Genomic DNA, 20,229 nt, shown 5'->3' with positions numbered 1-20,229 from the left:
AAGCCGAATTCGGGTGAAATTGCGAGGTACCGCAATGTCACCCTTATCCCGGCTCCGTTTGAAGGGGGTGCGTAAAGTTAGAACACGCCCTGAGGTTGATGGCGTCATGCTCAGGGCGCTCAATGTTAAATCGCCAAAGCCCGTGCCCGCAGTTCGGTGTTTAGGATGCGGTCGTTCTCGCTGTAGTCAACCGGGCAGTCGATCACGTGCACGCCTGGGGTCTTGATGCAGTGCTCCAGCAGCGGCAGGAAGGCTTCGGCGCTTTCCACACGGTGGCCGTTGGCACCGTAGGCTTCGGCGTACTTGACGAAGTCCGGGTTGCCGTAGTCCAGGCCGAAATCGGTGAAACCCATGTTGGCTTGCTTCCAGCGGATCATGCCGTAGCCGTCGTCACGCAGGATCACCACGGTGATATGCATGCCAAGGCGCACTGCGGTTTCCAGCTCCTGGCTGTTCATCATGAAGCCGCCGTCGCCTCATACCGAGATCACCAGACGGTCCGGGTACACCAGGTGCGCGGCCATGGCCGATGGCAGGCCGGCGCCCATGGTCGCCAGGGCGTTGTCGAGCAGCACGGTGTTTGGCTTGTGCGCCTTGTAGTTACGGGCGAACCAGATCTTGTAGATGCCATTGTCCAGGGCAACGATGCCTTCGGACGGCAGCACGCGACGAATGTCGGCAACCAGACGCTGCGGGTAGACCGGGAAACGGTCGTCATCGGCGCCTTCGGCGATCTGCGCTTCGTTGGCCTCACGGATCGCCATCAGGCGGGTGAAGTCCCAGTGGCTGGTGTCGCTCAGGGCTTCGCCGATCTGCCAGACGGTGTTGGCGATGTCGCCGATCACTTCGACCTGCGGGAAGTACACGGCATCGACTTCGGCGCTGCGGAAGCTGATGTGAATGACTTCGGTGCCGCCACGGACCATGAAGAACGGCGGCTTCTCGATCACGTCGTGACCGATGTTGATGATCAGGTCGGCGGCCTCGACGGCGCGGTGCACGAAGTCACCGGACGACAGCGCAGCGTTGCCCAAGAAGCGCGGATGACGCTCGTCGACCACGCCCTTGCCCATCTGGGTGGTGATGAACGGGATACCGGTCTTGTCGATCAGCTGCTTGAGGACCTTGGCGGTCATCTTGCGGTTGGCGCCGGCGCCGATCACCAGGATCGGGCTGCGGGCGTTCTGCAGCTTCTGCACGGCGGCTTCGATGGCCTTGTGCTCGGCCAGCGGGCGACGGTGCAGGCTGCGCGGGATCGGCAGGGCGTCGGTCTGCTCGGCGGCGATGTCTTCCGGCAGCTCCAGATGCACGGCGCCCGGCTTTTCTTCTTCAGCCAGGCGGAACGCTTCGCGCATACGGGCCGGGATGTTGTCGGCCGAAGCGAACTGGTGGGTGTACTTGGTGATGGGGGCCATCATGCCGCACACGTCGATGATCTGGAAGCGGCCCTGCTTGGACTTCTTGATCGGTTTCTGGCCGGTGATCATCATCATCGGCATGCCGCCCAGATAAGGCTGGCTTTAATGAGGTGCCAGCCCGGTGATTCTGGCCAATCCCTGAAGCAAGAAATCTTGAGTGCATCTGAGGGCAACCGTATCAGGTGACGGCTCATCGATTACTGCAGATGTTATTGCTGGGCATGGAGGGAGCTTCTCAGCAGGGCTAGCAAGCTGGATCTGAGGTACACGGCTTACGCCTTTGCCGCGGCTACTTTCACGCACTGCTCGTACAATGCGTCGATAACGGCCCGGAGCTTACTCGCATCGTAGGCACCCGACTCAATAGCTGTGGTTGTGGCTTTGTAGAACGCCTTGGCGTAGGTCTCTTTGTGGTCAAGCGACCCTTGATAGGTGCCCAGCGCATGTTTGTAATTCGTCCAGGTTATCTGCGCTGGAGGGCGGCCTTTCAGATTTAGGTCGAGATAGCATTCGATGGCTGCTGCGCAGCCATTGATATCAGCATTCACAACACCCCCCGGTCCTTTGGCTGGGAAGTCGCGCAAAGCTTCAAGATTGGGGAGAACCATCGCTCCCATATTCACAGGGAATGTTAAGCGCTCAAGTGTCTGGAAGGCTTCAATCCCTTCGGCGTCATTGTCAAAGAGAAAAATGACTTGATTGTGGACGTCTATCCTCACAAGCCCTTCGGCAAATTTTGCCAGGCTGGCCGTACCGGAAAAGGGGTGGCGTTCCTTGTTATCAATGAAACGAAAAAAGTCCTCCATATCCGGCCGCAGTAGCGACAAGCCATGCTTCAAGATGTGGATGTCTGAGGTCCCCTCCGTCGCTATCAGGAAAGTCTGTGTTCGGCGGGCTCCGGCGTAGAAGTCCTCATTCTTAGCCCATCCGGCATGAACGAAATTTCCATAATCCCAGACAACGTCCAAGGTTTGGTTGGTAGGATTTTCGGCAAGGATGCGCAGGGTGGCGTATGGACTCAAGAAGGCAATCAGAGAGCCAAAATGGCTTCGCTCAGAATAGCCACCGAGATCACTGTCAAACTCTCCGCTCGGTAGCAGTGGCACAGATGGATCATCGGCAAAGCGGCCTCGGCCCTGCGCATGTTGAGCATCGTAGTCACTGACATATTCGTTGTTGAGGTCCCGGACAGAGTGAATCTTGATGAAGTCGACGAATTGATCGAACGTCAATCGCTCGGGCCTGGCTTCAAATGCATCGAACAGATCGTGGTCGATCGAAACGTGCTTCTCATACTCCGACTTGACCGCCGCCAACGTGTATCCGAGCAGCTCCAGACGTGAAACCGTAGAGCCCAGCGTTCGGCAAAAACACAAATCTTGCTGCCGCAGGTGATCGTCTGTCTGGGCAAAACCATCGCCGTCGAGGCTATCGCGGCCGCGGTACTGGCGATCTTTTTCCTGATACAGCATGCCATGATCCATGCCCATGTATCCGGTGTTGTAAGTGAGATCGATGCCGCCCACGGAAAGGGTGATTGGTGTGCTCATTCGGAATCAGATCCTAGGGTTGGCTTCTCTAAACAGTGGCCAGCAGGCCAGGGAAACCGGGCACGCTGAAGAGTCCATATGACAACCAGTTTACTCGACGCCTTGCAAACTTTACTGGTCGTGGTCTCACGGCTTCATCTTGAAGGCGCTAGCAATCTGTCGAGCTCTTCAAAGATCCGCTCCACGCCTTCGGCTATCAGCTTTGCTCGTTCGGTCACCACAGTCCCATTAGTACTCTGAATCAACAGAGGGTCACACAAGGCCTCCCGTAATCGCGTCAACATGGCATCCATGGCGGTCGAAGGCACTCCAATGTGCATGGCTGCCGCTTGGACATCCCGCTTTTCCAGTAGAGCCCTCAGTGCACGAAGCAGGTTCAAGTCAAAATTGCGCATCTGTCGTTCCTTCGCATCGCGCTGCTGATAGCCAGTCTAGATGGCTAGTCCGTGCGGAATTTCTTAACCATAGCGTGCAAATCCGTAGCTAATTCAGCAAGGGATTGGGAGGCGGTGGTGACCTGCTTCGCCCCCTCTGAGGTCTGAACAGAGACGTTACGTATGGTCAGAATGTTCTGGTCTACGGCGCTTGCGACACGAGCCTGCTCTTCGGTTGCTGTCGTGATCTGAAGGTTTTGACGACTGATCTCATTGCTGTTTTCGACGATGCTTTCCAGGGCAGTGCTTGCCTGTTCTGCTTTGATTAGCACCTCTTGGGAGCGGGCGTTACTGAGCTGCATGGATTTGACGGCCTTCTCGGTGCCCATGACCCACCCGGCCCCAAAGGCGACGCCTATTGCAGCGATCGTTATCAGTAGGACCTTGGCCAGAAAGCTTGGGGCACTGCGAAAGAATGAGCGATCGAAATAGGAGCCCAAGGAACAGCCGAGCAGTAACTGCCCGAATTTACTAAGCCATGTAGGAAGGCTCAGGTGGAGATCAAAAACGATGGTGAAAATGGCACATGCCAGCATGGGGCCGAACGCCCAAGCCTACGAAATGTGTGGGAGGTTGAGGTCGTAATGAGGCGGACGTGCGCTACCTGTTGATTGCTTAAATTTGTAAATGCTGAGCTCGATCCGTAGATCCCCTTGGTTAAGGCGATAGGCTGCTGATGAACGAGTCGGCGCCATAGAACCGCTTATTGCGCGTCTGCCCCAGGCTTGAGGCGTTAAATGTATACACAATGCTCAATTCGCCCCAAAAGCGTGCTCACTCGTTCATAGCCCGCTCTAGTCGTCAGTATGCTGCAAGGCACTTGATGTGCTAGTCCAATGGCGGGTTTGTACAGCCAGAGCACGGCAAGCGTTCGAGATCCAAGCACATGCGTAGCTAGTGCTAATGCCTGCTGGCACCTTCCCACGAAACACCGGTGGACGAGGCTCCAGCAACCCAATGGTGCAATGGGGCAAATCGCGATGATTACAGTTTTGTTCATGTGCACCCCTCGAATGTGAATCCTGCCTTTCAGCCACAAAGTCGCCCAGCGCGCTCCATTTTTTGCCATTTTTCGCGGCAATGTCGAGCAATCCTCCTTGCTTCTCGGATCGAGCAAGCAGAAGCTCTCATGCGCCGTCTTCAATTGTCAGTTTTAGAGGCCATCTGTCAGTCTTTATTTTCCGTCGACCCTTCATCGCATATCTCCGCCGGTAGGGCCAGGGGACACCAGCTACAACTGTTAGGGCCTCGCAAACCTTGGTTACGCTGACCAGGACAGCTTGGCGCTCGCGGTGGGCTGCATTCACTATCGGTACGACAGTTATGATCGTGTATAGGTGTGACGGCAGCCTTTCCTAGCGTAGCTCCCTAGGTCGCCTTCTGCTTATGAGATGCCCGACATGCCTAACGCACCGGCCTCCTTGCTGTAACGCAGCAGCCCCTTCCACGCAAATTCGATTGGGTGATGCCCGACAGTATTCAAGCGGGTGGAGCTGATTAGATGCTTGAGACACCGAGTGCCTCAAGCATTGTGCTAGCAGCGAATAGGAAGATTAGCGGGTCAGCTAAGATTAAATTAACTAAGATCCTTACTCGCCTCGCCAGGGCTTTAGCGCGTCCTGATTGTAGTCAGTCAGTGTTTTCCAAGCATCTTTTCAGATACGCAATTCTTCTGTCTAGCTGCTCTCCATACTTATCGTCCTTGACAGAAGCTCGTGCCATTTCTGCGCAAACTAGTGCGTCGGGTAGCGAGCCGCAAGCCTCTTGGCACTGGCTCATTAGGTCGTGATAAATCGCCAGCCTCGCTTTTCCCTTCGAGTCTACAGCCGCTGCATCGAATGCTTGCTTGGCGGTGATAGACGCAGGCCCAGACTGACCCAGCGCAAGCTCGGCCTTGGCTTTCTGGTATAGTAACCAATGATCCTTTTGGGTCTCAATTCGATTTGCTGCTTCTAGCGCTGCGCTCGGATCGCCAATCGCTAAAAAGGTCTTCGCTAGAACCCTAGCGATATATGGTTTGCTTCCAGAAGTCCGGATTAGCTCGGCTGCGAAGGCCCTCATCGTATGCTCGAGTTTGTTGGCGAGTCCCCGGTTGCCGCTGCGTGCAGCGACTATTGATACATTAGCAAGTGCTTCGCACGCGTTCACCCACTGGCGAGGGTCTACTGTGTTCGGATAAATGGCGAGCATATCTGGGAATATTTCAGCTACAGCGAGGCATGCCTCTCCATGCCGATATCCGAACAGTGCAGTGAGCGCCAGGAAGGCTTCATAGAATTGGTCAAAGCCTTCTATAGCAGACAATGTCACGACATCGCCGAATTGCTTAACGATATCAGGATTCGCTTTGATTTCATCGCTGACTTCTGAATAAGAGCGAAGCCGGCTTAAAGCGGCCAGTGATACGCGCAAAGGTACTGCATAAAGGTCGCGTTCTACATCCGCGACTAGGCGACGAATGGCTGCATCGCCCTCAAGCTTTGCGTCCGCAGTAGCATCGTTTTGTGTCCCAAGATGTGCGATTTGCCCATATGTAGCATGCCATTCGGGCCGCTCAGATAGTAGCTCTCTGAAACAGGTTAAAGCAGCGGCGATTTCCCCACAACGCCGAAGCGCTTTACCTTGGTGGTGAAGCATCTCGGCTCGCACGTCCGGATCATTTGTGACTTGGGCCAAAGTGCCGAAGTCTTCTGCGCAGTTCCTGTAAAAAGCTGAGCGCGCTTCCTTCTCGAGTTCATAAGCGGCGGCCTCTCTCGCGTCCACGATGCAAAGCAACTCAGCAATCTGGATGTCGGGCCTAAGTGCCATGGCTTGCAGGTTGGGGATCAGCTTCGTACGAGAGGAATTTCCTAGCTGCAGGAGGGAGTAAGTTAGCCAACCCGCTTGCTGCGCATCACAACCTGCGTCATACGCTGCTTGTAGTTGATCTCCTGCGAGGTGGATTTGCCTGAGCACGCTTGGGGTCATTTCCCCCCGCTTTTGATCCACGTAGCGCGCGATAGCCTGGGCCAAGTCGTGGCTAGGTTGTGAGTTTGACCGAGATACACGGCATATCAAATCATGAACGGTCAGTGTAGCCGTTGCCGCCGTACGGTTTAGAATCCCGAGAGTTTGTAGTGACGCTCGTGCGTTGATCCCAATGAAAGCCCTAAGGAATTGAGCATCGTACGTAGTGCACCCGCTATCTGCTATCTTCTGCAGCGCTTGGCGATTCTCCTTACTCAGTCTGCGTAGAACGCGCTCCATCACATTGCCGCCGTCGTTCTCGTGGACGGTTTTCGGATCTTGAAGAATTTCTTGATAGAGGTCGTCAGAGGGGATGTCGTCGACTTTGGCGACTTCCCTTGTGAGTGAGAGAATAAGGGGGCAGAATCGACAGGATTCCACGAATTGCTTACAGGTTTCGCTTGCTGTACTTTCGTTTTCGCCAAGAATCTGAAAAGCCGTAGCTACTGACATTAGCGGAAGCTGTAGGTGAATTATGCTGTGGGGTGTACCGATTTGAGAGGTCACTAGAACGCGCCCACCCAGGTCAAATCCACGCTGAAGATCAGAGAAAGAGTTGGGTGCAACTGCTCTATTAAGATCATCGATGACTAGCAGCGTTTTTGTGGAATTGAATACCCCGGCAACGTTCATCGCTGAACCGCCTCTCGAACGCTTAATCGCTGTAAGAGAGGTGTCATCAGGCCAGTCGCCGCCTGAAATCCACAGGTAGTTTCCAAACTCTGAAAGTACTGCTTGGACAAAGTCGATAGCGGCCTGTGTTTTGCCAGAGCCGCTCAGTCCATGTAAAACGCACACCTCTGCTCCAGTGGCAAAGTGCTGTCGCATGGCATCAATAAAAGATTGCTCGGTCTGATGGTGGGCGCAGGTCGAGGGAACCCGGCCATAGTATTCATAACGGTCTAGGTTTTGTGAGAAATCTGGAAGATAGTTTCGGTAAAAGTCAGCTGCTTGCGAGTTATCCAGGGCGGATTGAAATATGGACTTTGCTAGTTCGCGTGCATCTAGGAAGTGAATGCTGCTGCGGGTTTCTTCACTTATTTTTGATTTATTAAAATTTCCGCGAAACGATGCCGGTTCTTCCTCGGATGTAACAAGATAAATTCTTTTCGGAGGATTTTTTCCGCTTTTTTCAATTGCGTGTTTTATGTCTTTTTCGATCTTGTCGAACCTGTTCTCTTTTTTTCTACCAGAAGAGTCCTCGAAATAGCCGGACTCGGTGCTGTACTCGCCAACAATCGTGAAGTCCTGGGAGAATGTATCAACCGTATAGCCAACAGGTTTGTAATCTTTATTAATTCCGTGATGTACGAGGGTTTGTCCCTCGAGTGTCTCTATCACCTTGTGGCCAACCAGCTCTAGGCCTGTAGCATCAAGGTCAGCTAGCTCGTCGATAAGGTCCTTAACGACTCGCTTCTTGATCAGTTCGGACATAAATATTCCCTCACTTAAACCAGTGGCGTGTTGCTTCGGATATTAACCTTTTGGTTATGTCTTCGCTTGTGTTTTTAAAATGTTGTCACTTGGGGGCTAATGAGCAAGCGAGCGTGGCGCACCATTTTGATCAAACGGTGCCATTTAGCTCGAGCCTGCCCCTCTTCGTAGCTAGCTTGGTCTTTGGGCAGGCCGACATGCCAGATAGGTCGAAGCATGCGCCGGCATGCACATCGACCAGCACGTCAGACGCTGGAAGAAAAAGTGCGGAAGCTCACCACGCGGGTTAGTGAGCGTCTTGGTTCGCTTGCGGACAACCTGATGTTCAGAGTGTTGTCCATTTTTGGGTTACGTATAGATTAAGCCGCCAGCACATCTACGTTCGGACTATCATCGAAGATCATCAGGCATGGCAGATGCGCCATCACCCGTGCCACGTGGTCAAGTCCGTCGCGGAAGTCTTCGATCAGGGGTTGTTCAGCTTGATAGCGCTGCCGATCTTCAGCCGACAGGCCTTCTGGCATCACGAGCGAGATCAGCGTCCAAGGCGTCGGCGACCACACCAAGAGATACATGGCCATGACTTCCGCCCACGTCACCAGGTGGTTGTCGGCATTGCTCGAGGAAAAGATCGGCTTGCGCTTGCCACGGAAAAAGCGGCGCCGCAGCGGCTCGTTGCCCTCGTGTGACGGCAGCAGGTCGGCGCGGTGGTAGTAGCCTGCCGGGTGGCGATACAGAGCCTCGCCGCTGTTGACCAGCGCGCCGTCGAGGGCTTCGTCGAACAGGCCCAAGCACTCGACCAGCCCGTGGATGGCCTTGAGGGTAGGGCCGGCTACGTCGTCGGCATAGACTTGATCGCCCGTCATCAGCAGCAGGGCAGGGCGCTGCTGCGGTGCCAGGCTCTCCAATAGCAAGCGATCGGCGCACAGCAGGCCGTCGGGCGCAGAATGATGGGGCTTGCGACAGGAACCGTGGAGCAGGTTGTCCACGCGTCTGCGCAGCACGAAATTGGGCAGATGCCTGCCAGGATAGAGCAGGTGAGGCGCCCAATCGGCGATACCCAGGCCGTTGTCCAGACGCAGGTCGTATTCCAGTTCGACGTCTTCGGGCAGTGGCGCGTCGAATTGCACCTCAAGCAGGTGAACGAACGCATGGCGCCCCATCGCAACCCGTTGACACTGCTGTAGGGGTTCGATTGGTAAGCCTGGCAGTACGAATTGCGGATTCAGTGGGCGCGAGCCGACCAACCAGACAGCCAGGCATTGCGACTCCAAGCGTCGAAGCACAGGGCCGGCGAGGACTGCGGGCAGTGAAGAATTCATCGAGACCATCAAATCAAAACGGGCGGAAAATACTGAGTATTTCCCGCCCGTTGCACAATCAGCAGATGTATCAGGCTTTCTCCGCCATGACCTTCTCCAGCTTCTCCTGATCGCGTGCGAACTGACGGATGCCTTCGGCCAGTTTTTCGGTAGCCATGGCATCTTCGTTCATCGCCCAGCGGAACTGGCCTTCGTCCAGTACCTGCTTGGCTTCGCCGGCAGATCCCGGCTTGAGGATGCGCGGCAGCTCGCCTTGGTCGTCGCTCAGTTGTTGCAGCAGTTCCGGACTGATGGTGAGTCGGTCGCAACCAGCCAGTTGCTCGATCTGCCCAACGTTGCGGAAGCTGGCGCCCATGACCACGGTGTCGTAACCGTTGGTCTTGTAGTAGTCGTAGATGCGCGTGACCGATTGCACACCTGGATCCTCGGCACCGGTGTATTCCTTGCCGGTGCTCTTCTTGTACCAGTCGTAGATACGACCTACGAACGGCGAGATCAGGAACACTCCGGCATCGGCGCAGGCCTGAGCCTGGGCGAAGGAGAACAGCAGGGTGAGGTTGGTCTGGATGCCTTCTTTTTCCAGCTTCTCGGCAGCGCGGATGCCTTCCCAGGTAGACGCCAGCTTGATCAGCACGCGATCGCGCTTGATGCCAGCCGCTTCGTACAGCGCGATCAGTTGACGCGCCTTATTCAGCAGCGCCGGCTCGTCGAACGACAGGCGCGCGTCGACCTCGGTGGAAATGCGACCCGGAATGACCTTGAGAATGCCCGCACCGACCGCGACCGAAAACTTGTCGCACGCCAGTTGCACATCACCCTTGGCATCGCTGCGCACCTGCTTGAGCAGGTCGGCATAACCTTCGATGGCGGCGGCCTTGAGCAGCAGCGACGGGTTGGTGGTGGCATCGACCGGCTTGAGGCGAGTGATGGCCTCCAGGTCTCCGGTGTCGGCGACGACGGTGGTGAACTGCTTGAGTTGTTCCAGCTTGGAAGTCATGGGCGTGCTCTGTCCTGTGAGTGTCTCGACATTACCCCAGCCCTGACAGCCGCTCAAGGCCGAACACGAGGGGTGTCCGGGGCGCGAGGGGCGCAGGGCGAATCCCAGTTCGAGTGCGCTCCGGGCCCAGGGTTCCCCTTACCGGCCCTGCAGCAACTGAGCCGCCTGTTCCACGACTTGCAAGGGCGCTGCGGCCTTGTGGATGTCCGCCGACAACAACTGACGGAAGCGCCGCGCCCCTGGGAAGCCTTGGCCGAGGCCGAGGATGTGTCGAGTGATGTGATGGACGGCCCCACCGGACTCGACGTGCGCTACCAGGTACGGCATCAACCGCTCCATCACCTCGCTGCGGCTCACCACAGATTCCTGGCTGCCGAACAACTGCTGATCCACCTCGGCCAGCAGGTAAGGATTGTGATACGCCTCGCGTCCTAGCATCACGCCATCGAAGGTCTGAAGGTGCTCGTGGCATTCCTCTAGTGTTTTGATTCCGCCGTTGAGTATCAGCTCAAGGTCGGGAAAGTCCCGCTTGAGCTGCGCGGCCACATCGTAGCGCAGCGGTGGAACCTCACGGTTCTCCTTGGGCGATAGGCCCTCGAGGATGGCGATGCGGGCATGCACGGTGAAGCTCTTGCAGCCGGCATCGCGGACCTGGCCGACGAAGTCGCACAGCTCGGCGTAGCTGTCGCGGCCATTGATGCCGATGCGGTGCTTGACCGTCACCGGAATCTGCACTGTGTCGATCATCGCCTTCACGCACTCGGCCACCAGCGCGGGGTGGCCCATCAAGCACGCGCCGATCATGTTGTTCTGCACCCGATCACTGGGGCAGCCGACGTTGAGGTTGACCTCGTCGTAGCCGGCCTCTTGCGCCAGGCGCGCACAGGCTGCCAGTTCGGCAGGGTTGCTGCCGCCCAGTTGCAGGGCCAGCGGGTGCTCCGACACGTCGTGGCGCAGGAAACGGGCGGCGTCGTTGTGCAGCAGGGCGCCGGTGGTGACCATTTCGGTGTAGAGCAGGGCGTGGCGCGAGAGTAGGCGCAGGAAATACCGGCAGTGGCGGTCGGTCCAGTCCATCATGGGGGCGACGCTAAAGCGGCGTGACGGCTCAGGGCGCGTGGTTTCTGGTCTAGCGCCTGATTTTGAAGTGTTTTCGTTCAACGTGTTTCGTACCGTTTTTCGGGGGTTTCGGGGCGTTTTTACCAAGCGCTTGGTACAATGTACCAATCGACCGAAGACGTGTACCAATTTACTATGGCAACGATCCGACTGCGCAAGAAAGCCGATGGCACCACCAGCTACACCGTCCAGATTCGCATCAACCGCGACAAGGTCACAGTCTACCAAGAGAGCCAGACGTTCGCCCGCAAACAGGCAGCTGTGGCCTGGGCGAAGCGACGCGAGACCGAATTGTCGGAGCCGGGCGCCATCGAGCGGGCGAACCGCGTGGGGCATCCGATCAAGGCGATGATTGACCGGTATCTTATAGAGGCGGAGAAAGCCCGGCCGCTGGGTGTGACCAAGCGACAGACACTTAAGGCCATTCAGAAAACCTACCTTGCCGAAATTGTCGACTCCAATATCACCCAGCAGGTTCTAGTCGACTACGCCTTATGGCGAATGAGCCCCGACGGTGGCGGAGTCCAACCGCAGACGGCGGGTAATGACTTGGCTCACCTTGGTTCGGTCCTGTCGCTGGCCAGGGCAGCGTGGGGCTACCAGATCGACGCGCGAGCTATGCCTGACGCTCGTCTAGTCCTCAAACAGTTCGGCTACAACATGCGCAGCCGCGAGCGGGATCGACGTCCGACAATGGATGAGCTTGACAAGGTTCTCGAGCATTTCTTCGAGATGCTGAAGCGTAGGCCCACCGCTATTCATATGCCTAAGGTGGTGGCGTTTGCGATCTTCTCGACAAGAAGGATGGACGAGATCACCCGCATCCTGTGGGAAGACCTGGATGAGCACCGCCAGGCAGTGAAGGTGCGGGACATGAAAAACCCTGGTCAGAAGATCGGCAACGATGTCTGGTGTCACTTGCCGAATGAAGCGTGGCTCATCGTACAGAGCATGCCCCGAGAGTGTCGCGAGATCTTCCCCTACAACGCGGATTCAATCGGCACAGCCTGGTCGAAGACTTGCAAGATCAAAGGGATAGAGGATTTGCATTTCCACGACTTACGTCACGAAGGGGTGAGTCGGTTGTTTGAAATGGACTGGGACATACCGAGGGTCTCAAGCGTATCTGGTCACCGTGATTGGAACTCGCTACGGCGGTATACCCATTTGCGTGGGCGGGGGGATGTGTATAGAGGCTGGAAGTGGTTGGATCCGATCATTCAGGCGCCGGTTAAGCTTGGCGCTCGGGCTGTATAGACGGATGGATAACGGCTACCTTTATGAGTGCACAGTTGTGGCAGGCATCCGCTCCGTTGCGATTGTGGCCAGTCCCGACCGGCTGATTGTCATCAGTAGCTACCGGGGGCTATGAGTGGCAATCAACCAAAAATGTGTCGTACTACATTCAACTCAGGTTGAGCAGATCAACCGAGATGAAGCGGGTGAAATAGAGTTGAGCTTCCTAGGCGCTGGACTGATTGGTGAAAGCGGCGCACCTCCCGCCATCAGACAGAAACGGTGAGAGCGCCTGAATTGCTCGTGTCTGGGAAGCAAGTGATGATATGACATTAGTACCTGAGCGGCGATGACGCTAGCGACGCTGCAAAGACCTGGCACAGTGGAGCGCTCGCGTGGTAGGCGTTCCAGTACGGGCACTGTGCTACCATCGTGGGCTCCCAGCTGACGGCAAACGTTCGGCATTTTAAATGACCACGGATAAATCAATCATGGATGATCAAAAATCACTTACACCCCAGTCGCTCAAAGTAGCAGAGGCTTCGACTCCTGAGGTGAAACGGCTAGTTGTTTTAAACGCTTGTGCAGCAAAATTTTTCAAGAAAACACTTGGTGGTCTGAGTTTTTATGATAGTAATAAAGGTGAAAATTGGGACCTCAGTTCACCGGTATGTGTTGACTTTGTAAATCAGATTGGTAAAAAGTTCTCCAGGACAGGAAGGATCTATGGATACGTAGATCCTAAAATGCTTTCAGCTGCTGCTAATTTCTCAAAATATGCCGAAGATCTCGAGTTCGATACATTTGTTAATGGCGTAATGGAACGAATCTGCGATGAAGCAAACGATCCTGCGCGCCGATCATTGAGTGAAGGCTACGTAGTTTTTTCGCACTATCAAGATCACCACCAGGTGGATCACATTCTGATTGTCATGCTGGGCAAGCAAGCTGGATATGACTTTGATAATGATAGCACGCTAAATCCGAAAAATTCGGAAAGTCTGAACTTGCAGGACTTCCGTCAAGCTGCCTGTATGGATTTGACAGAATTTAAGAGAGGATTTCCTAGAAATGCTGGCGATTCTTACTTGTACTTTTTTAAAGGAAATTCAAAAAGCGAGTTCTTCACTGTTGCGTTGGGTTGTTCAGATTCTATTCCTGGAAAGGTTTGTGTAGATAACCTAAAAAACGCGCTGAGTGCATACCTCTTGGAACAAGCAAGTAGCCTATCCTTCACAGAAAAGCGCAACATCCATAAGCGGGTCGTGGAATATATTGAAGGTAAAGCAGGAGAGCGCGTCCATCTTTCAGAAATCCAGCACGTTATAGATAAGTGTCTGAAAGAAGGTTCGCCTCATCACGGCGGACTGGTTAAATTTATCGCAGAAAATTCTGAGCGCTTCAAGGTAAGCGAAGAGTTTCAACCTTCTGGAATGACTGCGAAAAGCATGGGTTTTACAAATCTCAAACTCCCATCGGGAGAGTTTGATGGACGGTTCAAGCTGGGTGCCGTAGCCGTTGGTGAGAATGATGCAGATCTTAGCGTTGATAAGGATTTCGTATATTTGAAGGTCAAACTGCCTGTAGAAATATCCAACCAGTTAAGAAGTATCAATGCTGGTAAGCCGGCTTCGGACTCCAATGATGATTGATCGTATTTCTCTCGAGGATGACCAGCTCATTCTTGACACGCGGTCTATAGAAATGGCAGATATATTTGCGTTTCTGAAAGAGCATGGGTGCCATGACCCTGAGAAATTGGAGCTCTTCGGGACAGATCTTTGCCTCACCGCGCCTTCGGCTTGGGACGCCTCTTTCGTGCCTTTTTTTGCCACAACCGAAGCAATGTGGCATGCGGTACGGACGCGCAGTAGAAAGCCCGAGCGCATTCACGTTATCGGCTTGACTGAAGACCAGCAAATATCAGTTTCCCGACTGATAGACTTGTACTTTTTACTTAGAGAGACGCTCAAAACACTGTGCCACAGTGAAGGTGATGACAGTCAAACCCACAAGTATATTTTTTTCAGCTCAAAAGAATCACTTCTAACAAAGTTGGAAATTTCTTATCTAATGACATGTGACGAGCTAATGGCCATAGATGCTGGGGAGAAGGGCTTAAAAGACGCTCAAAAAATGCATGCAGCGGTTATGGCTGATGAAGATGTTCATTGCGAGGAACGGCGCCATGTAATGCGCGAAACTCTGGCAGATATCTTTAAGGACGAAAAAGAATGCAATCTGCGGCTGCTAATGGAGTTTGTTTCAAAATTCTATAAAAAGTATAATGAGCGCTATAAGGTTTATGTTAGTAAATTTTCAGTAAATAAAATACTTACTGAAATTGAAAGTGATTGCGTTAGCTTTTTGGGGAAAATTCAGGACTCCATTATGGCTCAGCAAACTAAAGCGTTTGCTGTTCCAGGCGGTATTGTTGCAGTCGGGGCAATCTTGAAACCGGCCACGACTCCATGGGACTACCTAGTCATAATTGTGGGTCTGGTCATTTCTACTTGGATGATAACCTCTCTTAATAATAATGTGGTCAGTCATATCGACTTGCTTGCGAAGCAGTTCGACCGATCTACAAAAAAATACGATAACGTCGTTGTCGGTGTGGACGATATCCAGGAAAAAATTGAGGACTCTCGTAGAAATCTCTCATTGTCCTCAGAGTCCGCCAAGTCCAAACTTCGTGTTCTAAATCGCGTGTGCTATCTTGTATTTTTACTAGTAAGCCTGATTCTGCTAAAGCGATATTTAGAGACCCCTTAATCAGCCACCTGAGATCTCAAACCTCCATGGGAACGGAGCTTGGTAGTAAAAGGGGTTTCGTAGACGTAGAATTAGAACTACAATTTCACTAGAGTTCATGTACCTACTATTTACCAATCTTTTTTGCCAATGCTCACCAGAATTGTGTGACCACATGGCCTCATAGCCGTCCTTCGCGAGCGTCCACTTTGGGTCACCATATGCCTTAGGCGTCGGTCGGTCCGGGTTGGTCGTCGAGATCCTCGACGACCGCCGATACCTAGCCAGGCGAGAGGCAATTTCCCACTATCCGGCCCGAAGCGTCTTATTCAATTGTGCACACTCCTTATGGGCCGCCTCCCGCTGCTGATCTAGGTATTGCGCCAGATCGGCGATATGAATGCCTCGTGCGCTCTTCTGGCTTGTTTCGAGCCTGGTGATAGGAAGTTTGATCTGTCCAGCAAGAACCTTCCGCTGAAACATGTCAGGGGTCAGGTGGGTGAAGTAATCGGTGCACACTTGATCAATTGGAATGATGGCGAGCCCGTTGTACTGCGCCATCAGCATGAATGCCGTTTTCATTCGCATACCTCCAAGCGATCTAGGCGCTCCAGTTCGGCCAAGATCAACGCTCCTGCTTTGATGAGCATCCCTCGCTGGGCTCCAGGCTTCCACGTCTCTTGACCCCAGGGCCATAGCGCTGGAACGACCGTGCATTCAACGAGTGGGATATTACATATGTGCGCCCATGCGGCGAGCGCGCTGGCAGCGTCGGCAAGTTGGCCAGTCGTATAAAGGTCGTCAGCTTCCGCTGTGTGTCCCTCAACTGTGATCTGGCGGAGACGTTCGGATAGCACCTCAAGAGCAATCGCACGGCATCGGTTCTCCACTTCAGACAAGACGATTATGAGGTCGGGCTTACAGCCCTCTGCGTTTACTTGGCGGTGGCGCTCGATCTCGGCGATCAGTTCCAGCGTCACCGCAGGCGCCATCGCCATGCCGTAGTCGTTGAGTGCCACGTTGTCGTACTGATCACGTTTCGCTGCGGTGGCGAGCGCTTTCAGTTTCAGAATGTCCACGCTCATCCCTTGGTCTCCTGCTTGATGATGAAGCCCGCTGCCTGGCGGATCTTGGAGCATTTATCGTGGCCACCCGGGCGAGTACGAGACTTGCCGCACACGTCGCAGATCGCCGACATCGCTGGTCGTAGCAGTGGCTGTATTCCCTTGAGCGTTCTTACCTCCGGTAGGTATGTGACTGAGGTTGTGTTGCTCGCACGCGTCAGAGAGCTGGGGTGATACAGCACCTGCAGGCCGAGCTGGTGGGCGACATGAAGCTCCAGTCGTGCGCCCTTTGATTCTTCCCAGCCAGGTAGCATCAAAACGGCGTCACAGCGGCAGATCTGCACCAAGGCAAAGCGCATGTAGCCTGCCCACGATCCGCAGTCCGGTGTCGGGTTTTCGGCTGGATTCTCGACCTCAATCCCCTTGGCGCGCAGCAGCTCGGCCGCTGCTTTGAAAGCTGGGTAATTGAAGTCGGGTAGTCCGGTCATGGGGCCGGAGATGTACACTCGTTTCATGCCGCCTCCGATGTGTCTGTATCAATCCATGACCCATCGCAAAGTCCGTATGCGCTTGAGCAGGCCGATGCATCTGTCTCACCGTCGCTGGCGATCAGGTCGTACTGAATGCCCCCGCGTGTGGTACGTGACCACTCCACGGCTTGGCGTATGTTCGCGAGCGCGACGATCTCTGCTGGGCTCATGTCGGCAATCGAGCCTTTCTGATGCTTGGCGTTGGCGCCCGCGAAAAATGTGGCACCACCTCGCTTGCTGGCTTGGCGTACCAAGTCCTCCCAGTGAGCAATCTTGTCGATGTGCTCGGGGAAGCGGGCTGCGATTTCTCGTAGCTCACCCTTGCGGCAGTTGATGCAAGGCATGCAGCCAACCCTGCCCATGCCGAGACTGTACAGCGGGTTAGCTTTCACGCCTGCGAAGCGGTGGGCCTCGAACACGGCCTGCACTGGCCAGTCGATGATCGGACGGAAGTTGAATAGCCCGCCTCCGACCTCGTCGACCTGAGGTAAGTAGCGACGTGCCTCGGACTCATCGCGGCGCACACCTTGCCAAGACAGCACCATGTTGTTTCCGTCAAGTAGCGGGAGCATGACCTGTTCGACAAGAACGTTGCGTTTCAACTCTTCGGTGCAAAATTGAGCCTTCCGGCTCGGGAATCGCCCCTTCCAAAGACACAGGTCCAAGAAGGGAACACCGGTAGGCTGCAGCACCTGCAGGGCCGACTCAATAATCGTTTCCGGCACTCGCTGCTCGCGCCATTTAGTCGCAATGAACTGTCTTTTGCGAGCGATCTGGTGGGAGAAGTCCGCCCGGCGCCGCTCGACCTGAACGCCTGTGGCGTCGCTCAGGTAATCGAGATACTCCAGGGTCAACTCATGCTCATTGCCTGTGTCGGCAAAGACGGCGCGAAGGTTTGGCACCTCCAGCGCAAGCGCAAGCAACAGCGTTGCGGTGCTGTCTTTGCCGCCTGAAACGCTGACCACATTGAACTGCTTATTGTGAAGCAGATTTACGGCGTAGCCCGTTGCGGGATGAGAGGGCAGGATGATCATGCCGCGACTCCTGCGCTGGCTGGCGTGTCCCTAAGCTGGGTGTGAACACGCTTGGCCAGGCTATCAATGCCCTCTGCACGCGCAGCGGCAGCGGTAGCCTGTCGCTGGGCTTTCAGTACATCGAGTGTGCGCTCGGCGAGGCGCAACGTTTCGGATGTACCAATCAGCAGCTCGTAATCCGCCCTGGTCACCGCCAGCCCGGTGTAGGACATGATCCGAGCTTCCAGCTCGCTGATACTTGTCTTGAGCGCCGTGATGTTGGCTCGACGTGCGGCGAGCTGCTGCTCGCAGGCTTGCCGAGTCCGCTGCAGCTCAGTGCGCAGGTCATCACAGGCTTGTTTCGCTTCTTGCAGTTGAAGGGCCAGGGTCTGGTCGTGGAAGGCTTTGCCGGCTTCAAAGCCTCGGTTGTAAGCGAGGCGGCGTGTCTTGGCGATCAGGAAGGGGAGAATGATCAGTGTCACCATCCAGCCGATAGAGATGGCGAGTACATAATGATGTAGTTGCATGGAGTTCGCTCCAATTTGTCCGCCATCAGTGATGTGAGAGCTGATGGCGGGCGGATGCCCCCGGTGGCCGGGGCCGCCGAGTTATGCAGGTTGTATGTGCTGTTGATCGAGGTATTCAGCGAGGTCATGCAGGTAGATGACGTACTGCGCTCTCGTAGATCTGTGAAGCTTCTTGAGCTTCAGCTTGATCTCACCCTTGTGGATCAGCTCCCTGAATCTGCGATCTGTCTTGAGGTGCGAGAAATACTGCTCGCGCACGGCTGTCAGCGTTGGGCAGGGGGTTGTCCACTGGGCTCGCAATTGCTCCAGCGTGCTCGTCATGCCAGACCCTCTAGCCTCTCGTCGACGCGTCGGATCTGGCTACGCACTGTCTCGACCAACTCGTCCTGGCTGTACCCTTTGGTCAGGGCGCAGATGTCACCAAGCTGGTCCAGTACGATCACTCGGAACGGCCGTTCAGGATCGTTCGTTGGGCTGATGTAGGCCTCGCGGGTGTAGCCGATGACCGAGTTAACCGCCTCCAACGCTTCGCGCATTGCAATGGCTTCTGCTGACTGTCGGCCTGACTCGGTGCGGCCGTTGGCCAGATCCTGCAAGAAGTCTCTCAGCGCGTGATATTTCGAGGCGTCGCCCCTGAGCAGCGTGAGCGAGGCGGTGAGAGGGCCAAAGCTCGCTTTGATGTGATGGCTGCGCAGGTCGTTCTCGATTTCCAATTGGGCGTCGAAGATTCGCTCCGGTCGGAGCACCTGGCAAACGGCTTTACCACCAGCCTCAAGCGTGTGCTGGAGCAACATGACGCGGCGTAGCGGAACGGTGAACTCACTCATGCGACACCCCCTAACTGAGGGATCGCCTGCGCGTTTCCTTTCGGGGTTGCGACGATCTGAAGACCGGTGCGGAGTTGGAATGCTGCCAGCGACGAAGGGCGGCAGCAGGTCATGGGATGCAAGTAGATCTTGCAGGTCAGATTATCTTGTACGGATTTCACGTCTGAGCCTCATGTGAGAGAGAGGGTGCGGCTCAGACAATACTCAAACGAATTGATGTGGTCAATGCGTATTCGTATTGATTGTATGGATTTTCAGAAGATTTCGACCTTGGACACGACGACGCCACAGATCATTGCATCATCTGGCAACTCAATAATAGGGTCTGGCCATGCCGGGTTTAGAGGCTTGAGAAACTGTCTCTGACCTTCGATGACTAGTTGCTTGAAAGTAGCTTCTTTGCTGCCTGGAAGCTTGGCGATGACTAGCGAGCCGTTCTCGTACTCTCTCGCGGGGTCCACGAAAATGATGTCCCCGTCCCTGAATGAGCGTCTCTCGTGGGGGTTGAACATTGATAGGCCACGCACTCTTAGCGCGAAGGTCGAGCTGCTATGAGAAACAGCGCAGGGCAGCCAGCCCTCAACGCTCGATAGCTCGATATCGTCCTGCATCTCGCACCAAGCGCCAGCTTGTACCCACGAAATCAGAGGTACAAAGCCCCTAACTCTCGGCCCAAGCTCGACGTTAGAGTTCGGCCCGGTTGGGACCGACGGTGTGTCACCGCCTTTCCAAAGCCATTCGGTCGTCACGCCCAATGCCTTGGCCAGCTTTTCAACGTTCGCTTGTCGCGGGCTTGCGGAAACTCCCGTCAGGATCCGGTGAATGGTTGGCTGAGGGACGCCAGATTTCCTACCTAATTCGCCTTCTGACCAGCTCAATTCCAGCATGCGTTGCGCAAGGCGTTTTCCTATCACGATCGGGACTCTGATTCGTTAACGTATTGGAATTGTATTGCGCCGACCAATTCGATTGGGTATCCTCCGGCCAATTCGTTAACGCAT

Annotated in this window: 17 protein-coding genes and 3 pseudogenes; 3 read left to right on the top strand and 17 right to left on the bottom strand. The window is 55.0% G+C overall.

Annotated features, from left to right (window positions below; all coding sequences use genetic code 11):
* Positions 1 to 125 precede the first annotated feature (125 nt).
* The 9 genes and pseudogenes from Q6A47_RS01640 to dusA all read right to left on the bottom strand — a co-directional run.
* Positions 126 to 1,511: pseudogene (locus Q6A47_RS01640) on the bottom strand (acetolactate synthase large subunit); the annotation flags it as partial.
* Positions 1,512 to 1,690: 179 nt separating this feature from the next.
* On the bottom strand, positions 1,691 to 2,968 hold the full coding sequence (locus Q6A47_RS01635; RefSeq protein WP_304482735.1) for a HEPN/Toprim-associated domain-containing protein: 1,278 nt from the start codon (positions 2,966 to 2,968) through the stop codon (positions 1,691 to 1,693).
* A 134-nt stretch (positions 2,969 to 3,102) separates the two neighbouring features.
* Positions 3,103 to 3,363, bottom strand: a complete 261-nt coding sequence (locus tag Q6A47_RS01630; RefSeq protein WP_304482734.1) for a LysR family transcriptional regulator — start codon at positions 3,361 to 3,363, stop codon at positions 3,103 to 3,105.
* Positions 3,364 to 3,407: 44 nt separating this feature from the next.
* Positions 3,408 to 3,944 (bottom strand): annotated as a pseudogene (locus Q6A47_RS01625) (AbrB family transcriptional regulator); the annotation flags it as partial.
* A 191-nt stretch (positions 3,945 to 4,135) separates the two neighbouring features.
* The gene (locus Q6A47_RS22910) at positions 4,136 to 4,402 is read right to left on the bottom strand and encodes an antitoxin Xre/MbcA/ParS toxin-binding domain-containing protein (RefSeq protein WP_369811405.1); all 267 of its coding nucleotides are present in this window, start codon (positions 4,400 to 4,402) and stop codon (positions 4,136 to 4,138) included.
* A 629-nt stretch (positions 4,403 to 5,031) separates the two neighbouring features.
* On the bottom strand, positions 5,032 to 7,842 hold the full coding sequence (locus Q6A47_RS01620) for a tetratricopeptide repeat protein (RefSeq protein ID WP_304482733.1): 2,811 nt from the start codon (positions 7,840 to 7,842) through the stop codon (positions 5,032 to 5,034).
* A 374-nt stretch (positions 7,843 to 8,216) separates the two neighbouring features.
* Positions 8,217 to 9,164 (bottom strand): annotated as a pseudogene (locus tag Q6A47_RS01615) (alkaline phosphatase family protein); the annotation flags it as partial.
* A gap of 70 nt (positions 9,165 to 9,234) precedes the next feature.
* Complete coding sequence (tal, locus tag Q6A47_RS01610; protein ID WP_029613010.1) at positions 9,235 to 10,161, bottom strand: transaldolase; 927 nt, start codon at positions 10,159 to 10,161, stop codon at positions 9,235 to 9,237.
* 138 nt (positions 10,162 to 10,299) lie between these two features.
* On the bottom strand, positions 10,300 to 11,319 hold the full coding sequence (gene dusA, locus Q6A47_RS01605) for a tRNA dihydrouridine(20/20a) synthase DusA (RefSeq protein WP_304482732.1): 1,020 nt from the start codon (positions 11,317 to 11,319) through the stop codon (positions 10,300 to 10,302).
* Positions 11,320 to 11,412: 93 nt separating this feature from the next.
* Between dusA and Q6A47_RS01600 the strand changes: the two genes are divergently transcribed.
* From Q6A47_RS01600 to Q6A47_RS01590, 3 genes are all read left to right on the top strand, one after another.
* Positions 11,413 to 12,534, top strand: a complete 1,122-nt coding sequence (locus tag Q6A47_RS01600; RefSeq protein ID WP_304482815.1) for a tyrosine-type recombinase/integrase — start codon at positions 11,413 to 11,415, stop codon at positions 12,532 to 12,534.
* A gap of 470 nt (positions 12,535 to 13,004) precedes the next feature.
* On the top strand, positions 13,005 to 14,165 hold the full coding sequence (locus tag Q6A47_RS01595) for a nucleoid-associated anti-phage protein (RefSeq protein WP_304482731.1): 1,161 nt from the start codon (positions 13,005 to 13,007) through the stop codon (positions 14,163 to 14,165).
* Positions 14,158 to 15,288 (top strand): anti-phage protein, encoded by a 1,131-nt coding sequence (locus Q6A47_RS01590; RefSeq protein ID WP_304482730.1) that lies wholly within the window; start codon positions 14,158 to 14,160, stop codon positions 15,286 to 15,288. The genes Q6A47_RS01595 and Q6A47_RS01590 overlap by 8 nt, the downstream gene beginning before the upstream one ends.
* Before the next feature lie 285 nt (positions 15,289 to 15,573).
* Here the strand turns inward: Q6A47_RS01590 and Q6A47_RS01585 are convergent, their stop codons facing one another.
* From Q6A47_RS01585 to Q6A47_RS01550, 8 genes are all read right to left on the bottom strand, one after another.
* Positions 15,574 to 15,849 (bottom strand): pyocin activator PrtN family protein, encoded by a 276-nt coding sequence (locus Q6A47_RS01585; RefSeq protein ID WP_304482729.1) that lies wholly within the window; start codon positions 15,847 to 15,849, stop codon positions 15,574 to 15,576.
* Positions 15,846 to 16,352, bottom strand: coding sequence for a hypothetical protein (locus tag Q6A47_RS01580; RefSeq protein WP_304482728.1), 507 nt, complete (start codon positions 16,350 to 16,352; stop codon positions 15,846 to 15,848). Before Q6A47_RS01580 ends, Q6A47_RS01585 begins: the two co-directional genes overlap by 4 nt.
* On the bottom strand, positions 16,349 to 16,846 hold the full coding sequence (locus tag Q6A47_RS01575; protein WP_304482727.1) for a DUF4406 domain-containing protein: 498 nt from the start codon (positions 16,844 to 16,846) through the stop codon (positions 16,349 to 16,351). The genes Q6A47_RS01580 and Q6A47_RS01575 overlap by 4 nt, the downstream gene beginning before the upstream one ends.
* Complete coding sequence (locus Q6A47_RS01570; RefSeq protein WP_304482726.1) at positions 16,843 to 17,895, bottom strand: phosphoadenosine phosphosulfate reductase domain-containing protein; 1,053 nt, start codon at positions 17,893 to 17,895, stop codon at positions 16,843 to 16,845. The genes Q6A47_RS01575 and Q6A47_RS01570 overlap by 4 nt, the downstream gene beginning before the upstream one ends.
* Positions 17,892 to 18,401, bottom strand: a complete 510-nt coding sequence (locus tag Q6A47_RS01565; RefSeq protein WP_304482725.1) for a hypothetical protein — start codon at positions 18,399 to 18,401, stop codon at positions 17,892 to 17,894. Before Q6A47_RS01565 ends, Q6A47_RS01570 begins: the two co-directional genes overlap by 4 nt.
* 81 nt (positions 18,402 to 18,482) lie before the next feature.
* Positions 18,483 to 18,722 (bottom strand): pyocin activator PrtN family protein, encoded by a 240-nt coding sequence (locus Q6A47_RS01560; RefSeq protein ID WP_304482724.1) that lies wholly within the window; start codon positions 18,720 to 18,722, stop codon positions 18,483 to 18,485.
* Entirely contained in the window at positions 18,719 to 19,228 is a 510-nt protein-coding gene (locus Q6A47_RS01555; RefSeq protein WP_304482723.1) for a hypothetical protein, read from the bottom strand. Before Q6A47_RS01555 ends, Q6A47_RS01560 begins: the two co-directional genes overlap by 4 nt.
* A 254-nt stretch (positions 19,229 to 19,482) precedes the next feature.
* Entirely contained in the window at positions 19,483 to 20,142 is a 660-nt protein-coding gene (locus Q6A47_RS01550) for a LexA family protein (RefSeq protein ID WP_304482722.1), read from the bottom strand.
* Positions 20,143 to 20,229: the final 87 nt, after the last annotated feature.

The organism is Pseudomonas boreofloridensis (genome assembly GCF_030580795.1).
Taxonomy (GTDB): Bacteria; Pseudomonadota; Gammaproteobacteria; order Pseudomonadales; family Pseudomonadaceae; genus Aquipseudomonas; species Aquipseudomonas boreofloridensis.
The sequence above is the reverse complement of the archived record's forward strand: the minus strand, read 5'-3'. Positions and strand labels throughout refer to the sequence as shown.

Bases quoted from the DNA above. Each gene is read 5' to 3' on its own strand.
- Q6A47_RS01635 (WP_304482735.1), bottom strand. From the start codon at position 2,968: ATGAGCACACCAATCACCCTTTCCGTGGGCGGCATCGATCTCACTTAC.
- Q6A47_RS01630 (WP_304482734.1), bottom strand. From the start codon at position 3,363: ATGCGCAATTTTGACTTGAACCTGCTTCGTGCACTGAGGGCTCTACTG.
- Q6A47_RS22910 (WP_369811405.1), bottom strand. From the start codon at position 4,402: ATGAACAAAACTGTAATCATCGCGATTTGCCCCATTGCACCATTGGGT.
- Q6A47_RS01620 (WP_304482733.1), bottom strand. From the start codon at position 7,842: ATGTCCGAACTGATCAAGAAGCGAGTCGTTAAGGACCTTATCGACGAG.
- tal (WP_029613010.1), bottom strand. From the start codon at position 10,161: ATGACTTCCAAGCTGGAACAACTCAAGCAGTTCACCACCGTCGTCGCC.
- Q6A47_RS01600 (WP_304482815.1), top strand. From the start codon at position 11,413: ATGGCAACGATCCGACTGCGCAAGAAAGCCGATGGCACCACCAGCTAC.
- Q6A47_RS01595 (WP_304482731.1), top strand. From the start codon at position 13,005: ATGGATGATCAAAAATCACTTACACCCCAGTCGCTCAAAGTAGCAGAG.
- Q6A47_RS01590 (WP_304482730.1), top strand. From the start codon at position 14,158: ATGATTGATCGTATTTCTCTCGAGGATGACCAGCTCATTCTTGACACG.
- Q6A47_RS01585 (WP_304482729.1), bottom strand. From the start codon at position 15,849: ATGAAAACGGCATTCATGCTGATGGCGCAGTACAACGGGCTCGCCATC.
- Q6A47_RS01580 (WP_304482728.1), bottom strand. From the start codon at position 16,352: ATGAGCGTGGACATTCTGAAACTGAAAGCGCTCGCCACCGCAGCGAAA.
- Q6A47_RS01575 (WP_304482727.1), bottom strand. From the start codon at position 16,846: ATGAAACGAGTGTACATCTCCGGCCCCATGACCGGACTACCCGACTTC.
- Q6A47_RS01570 (WP_304482726.1), bottom strand. From the start codon at position 17,895: ATGATCATCCTGCCCTCTCATCCCGCAACGGGCTACGCCGTAAATCTG.
- Q6A47_RS01565 (WP_304482725.1), bottom strand. From the start codon at position 18,401: ATGCAACTACATCATTATGTACTCGCCATCTCTATCGGCTGGATGGTG.
- Q6A47_RS01560 (WP_304482724.1), bottom strand. From the start codon at position 18,722: ATGACGAGCACGCTGGAGCAATTGCGAGCCCAGTGGACAACCCCCTGC.
- Q6A47_RS01555 (WP_304482723.1), bottom strand. From the start codon at position 19,228: ATGAGTGAGTTCACCGTTCCGCTACGCCGCGTCATGTTGCTCCAGCAC.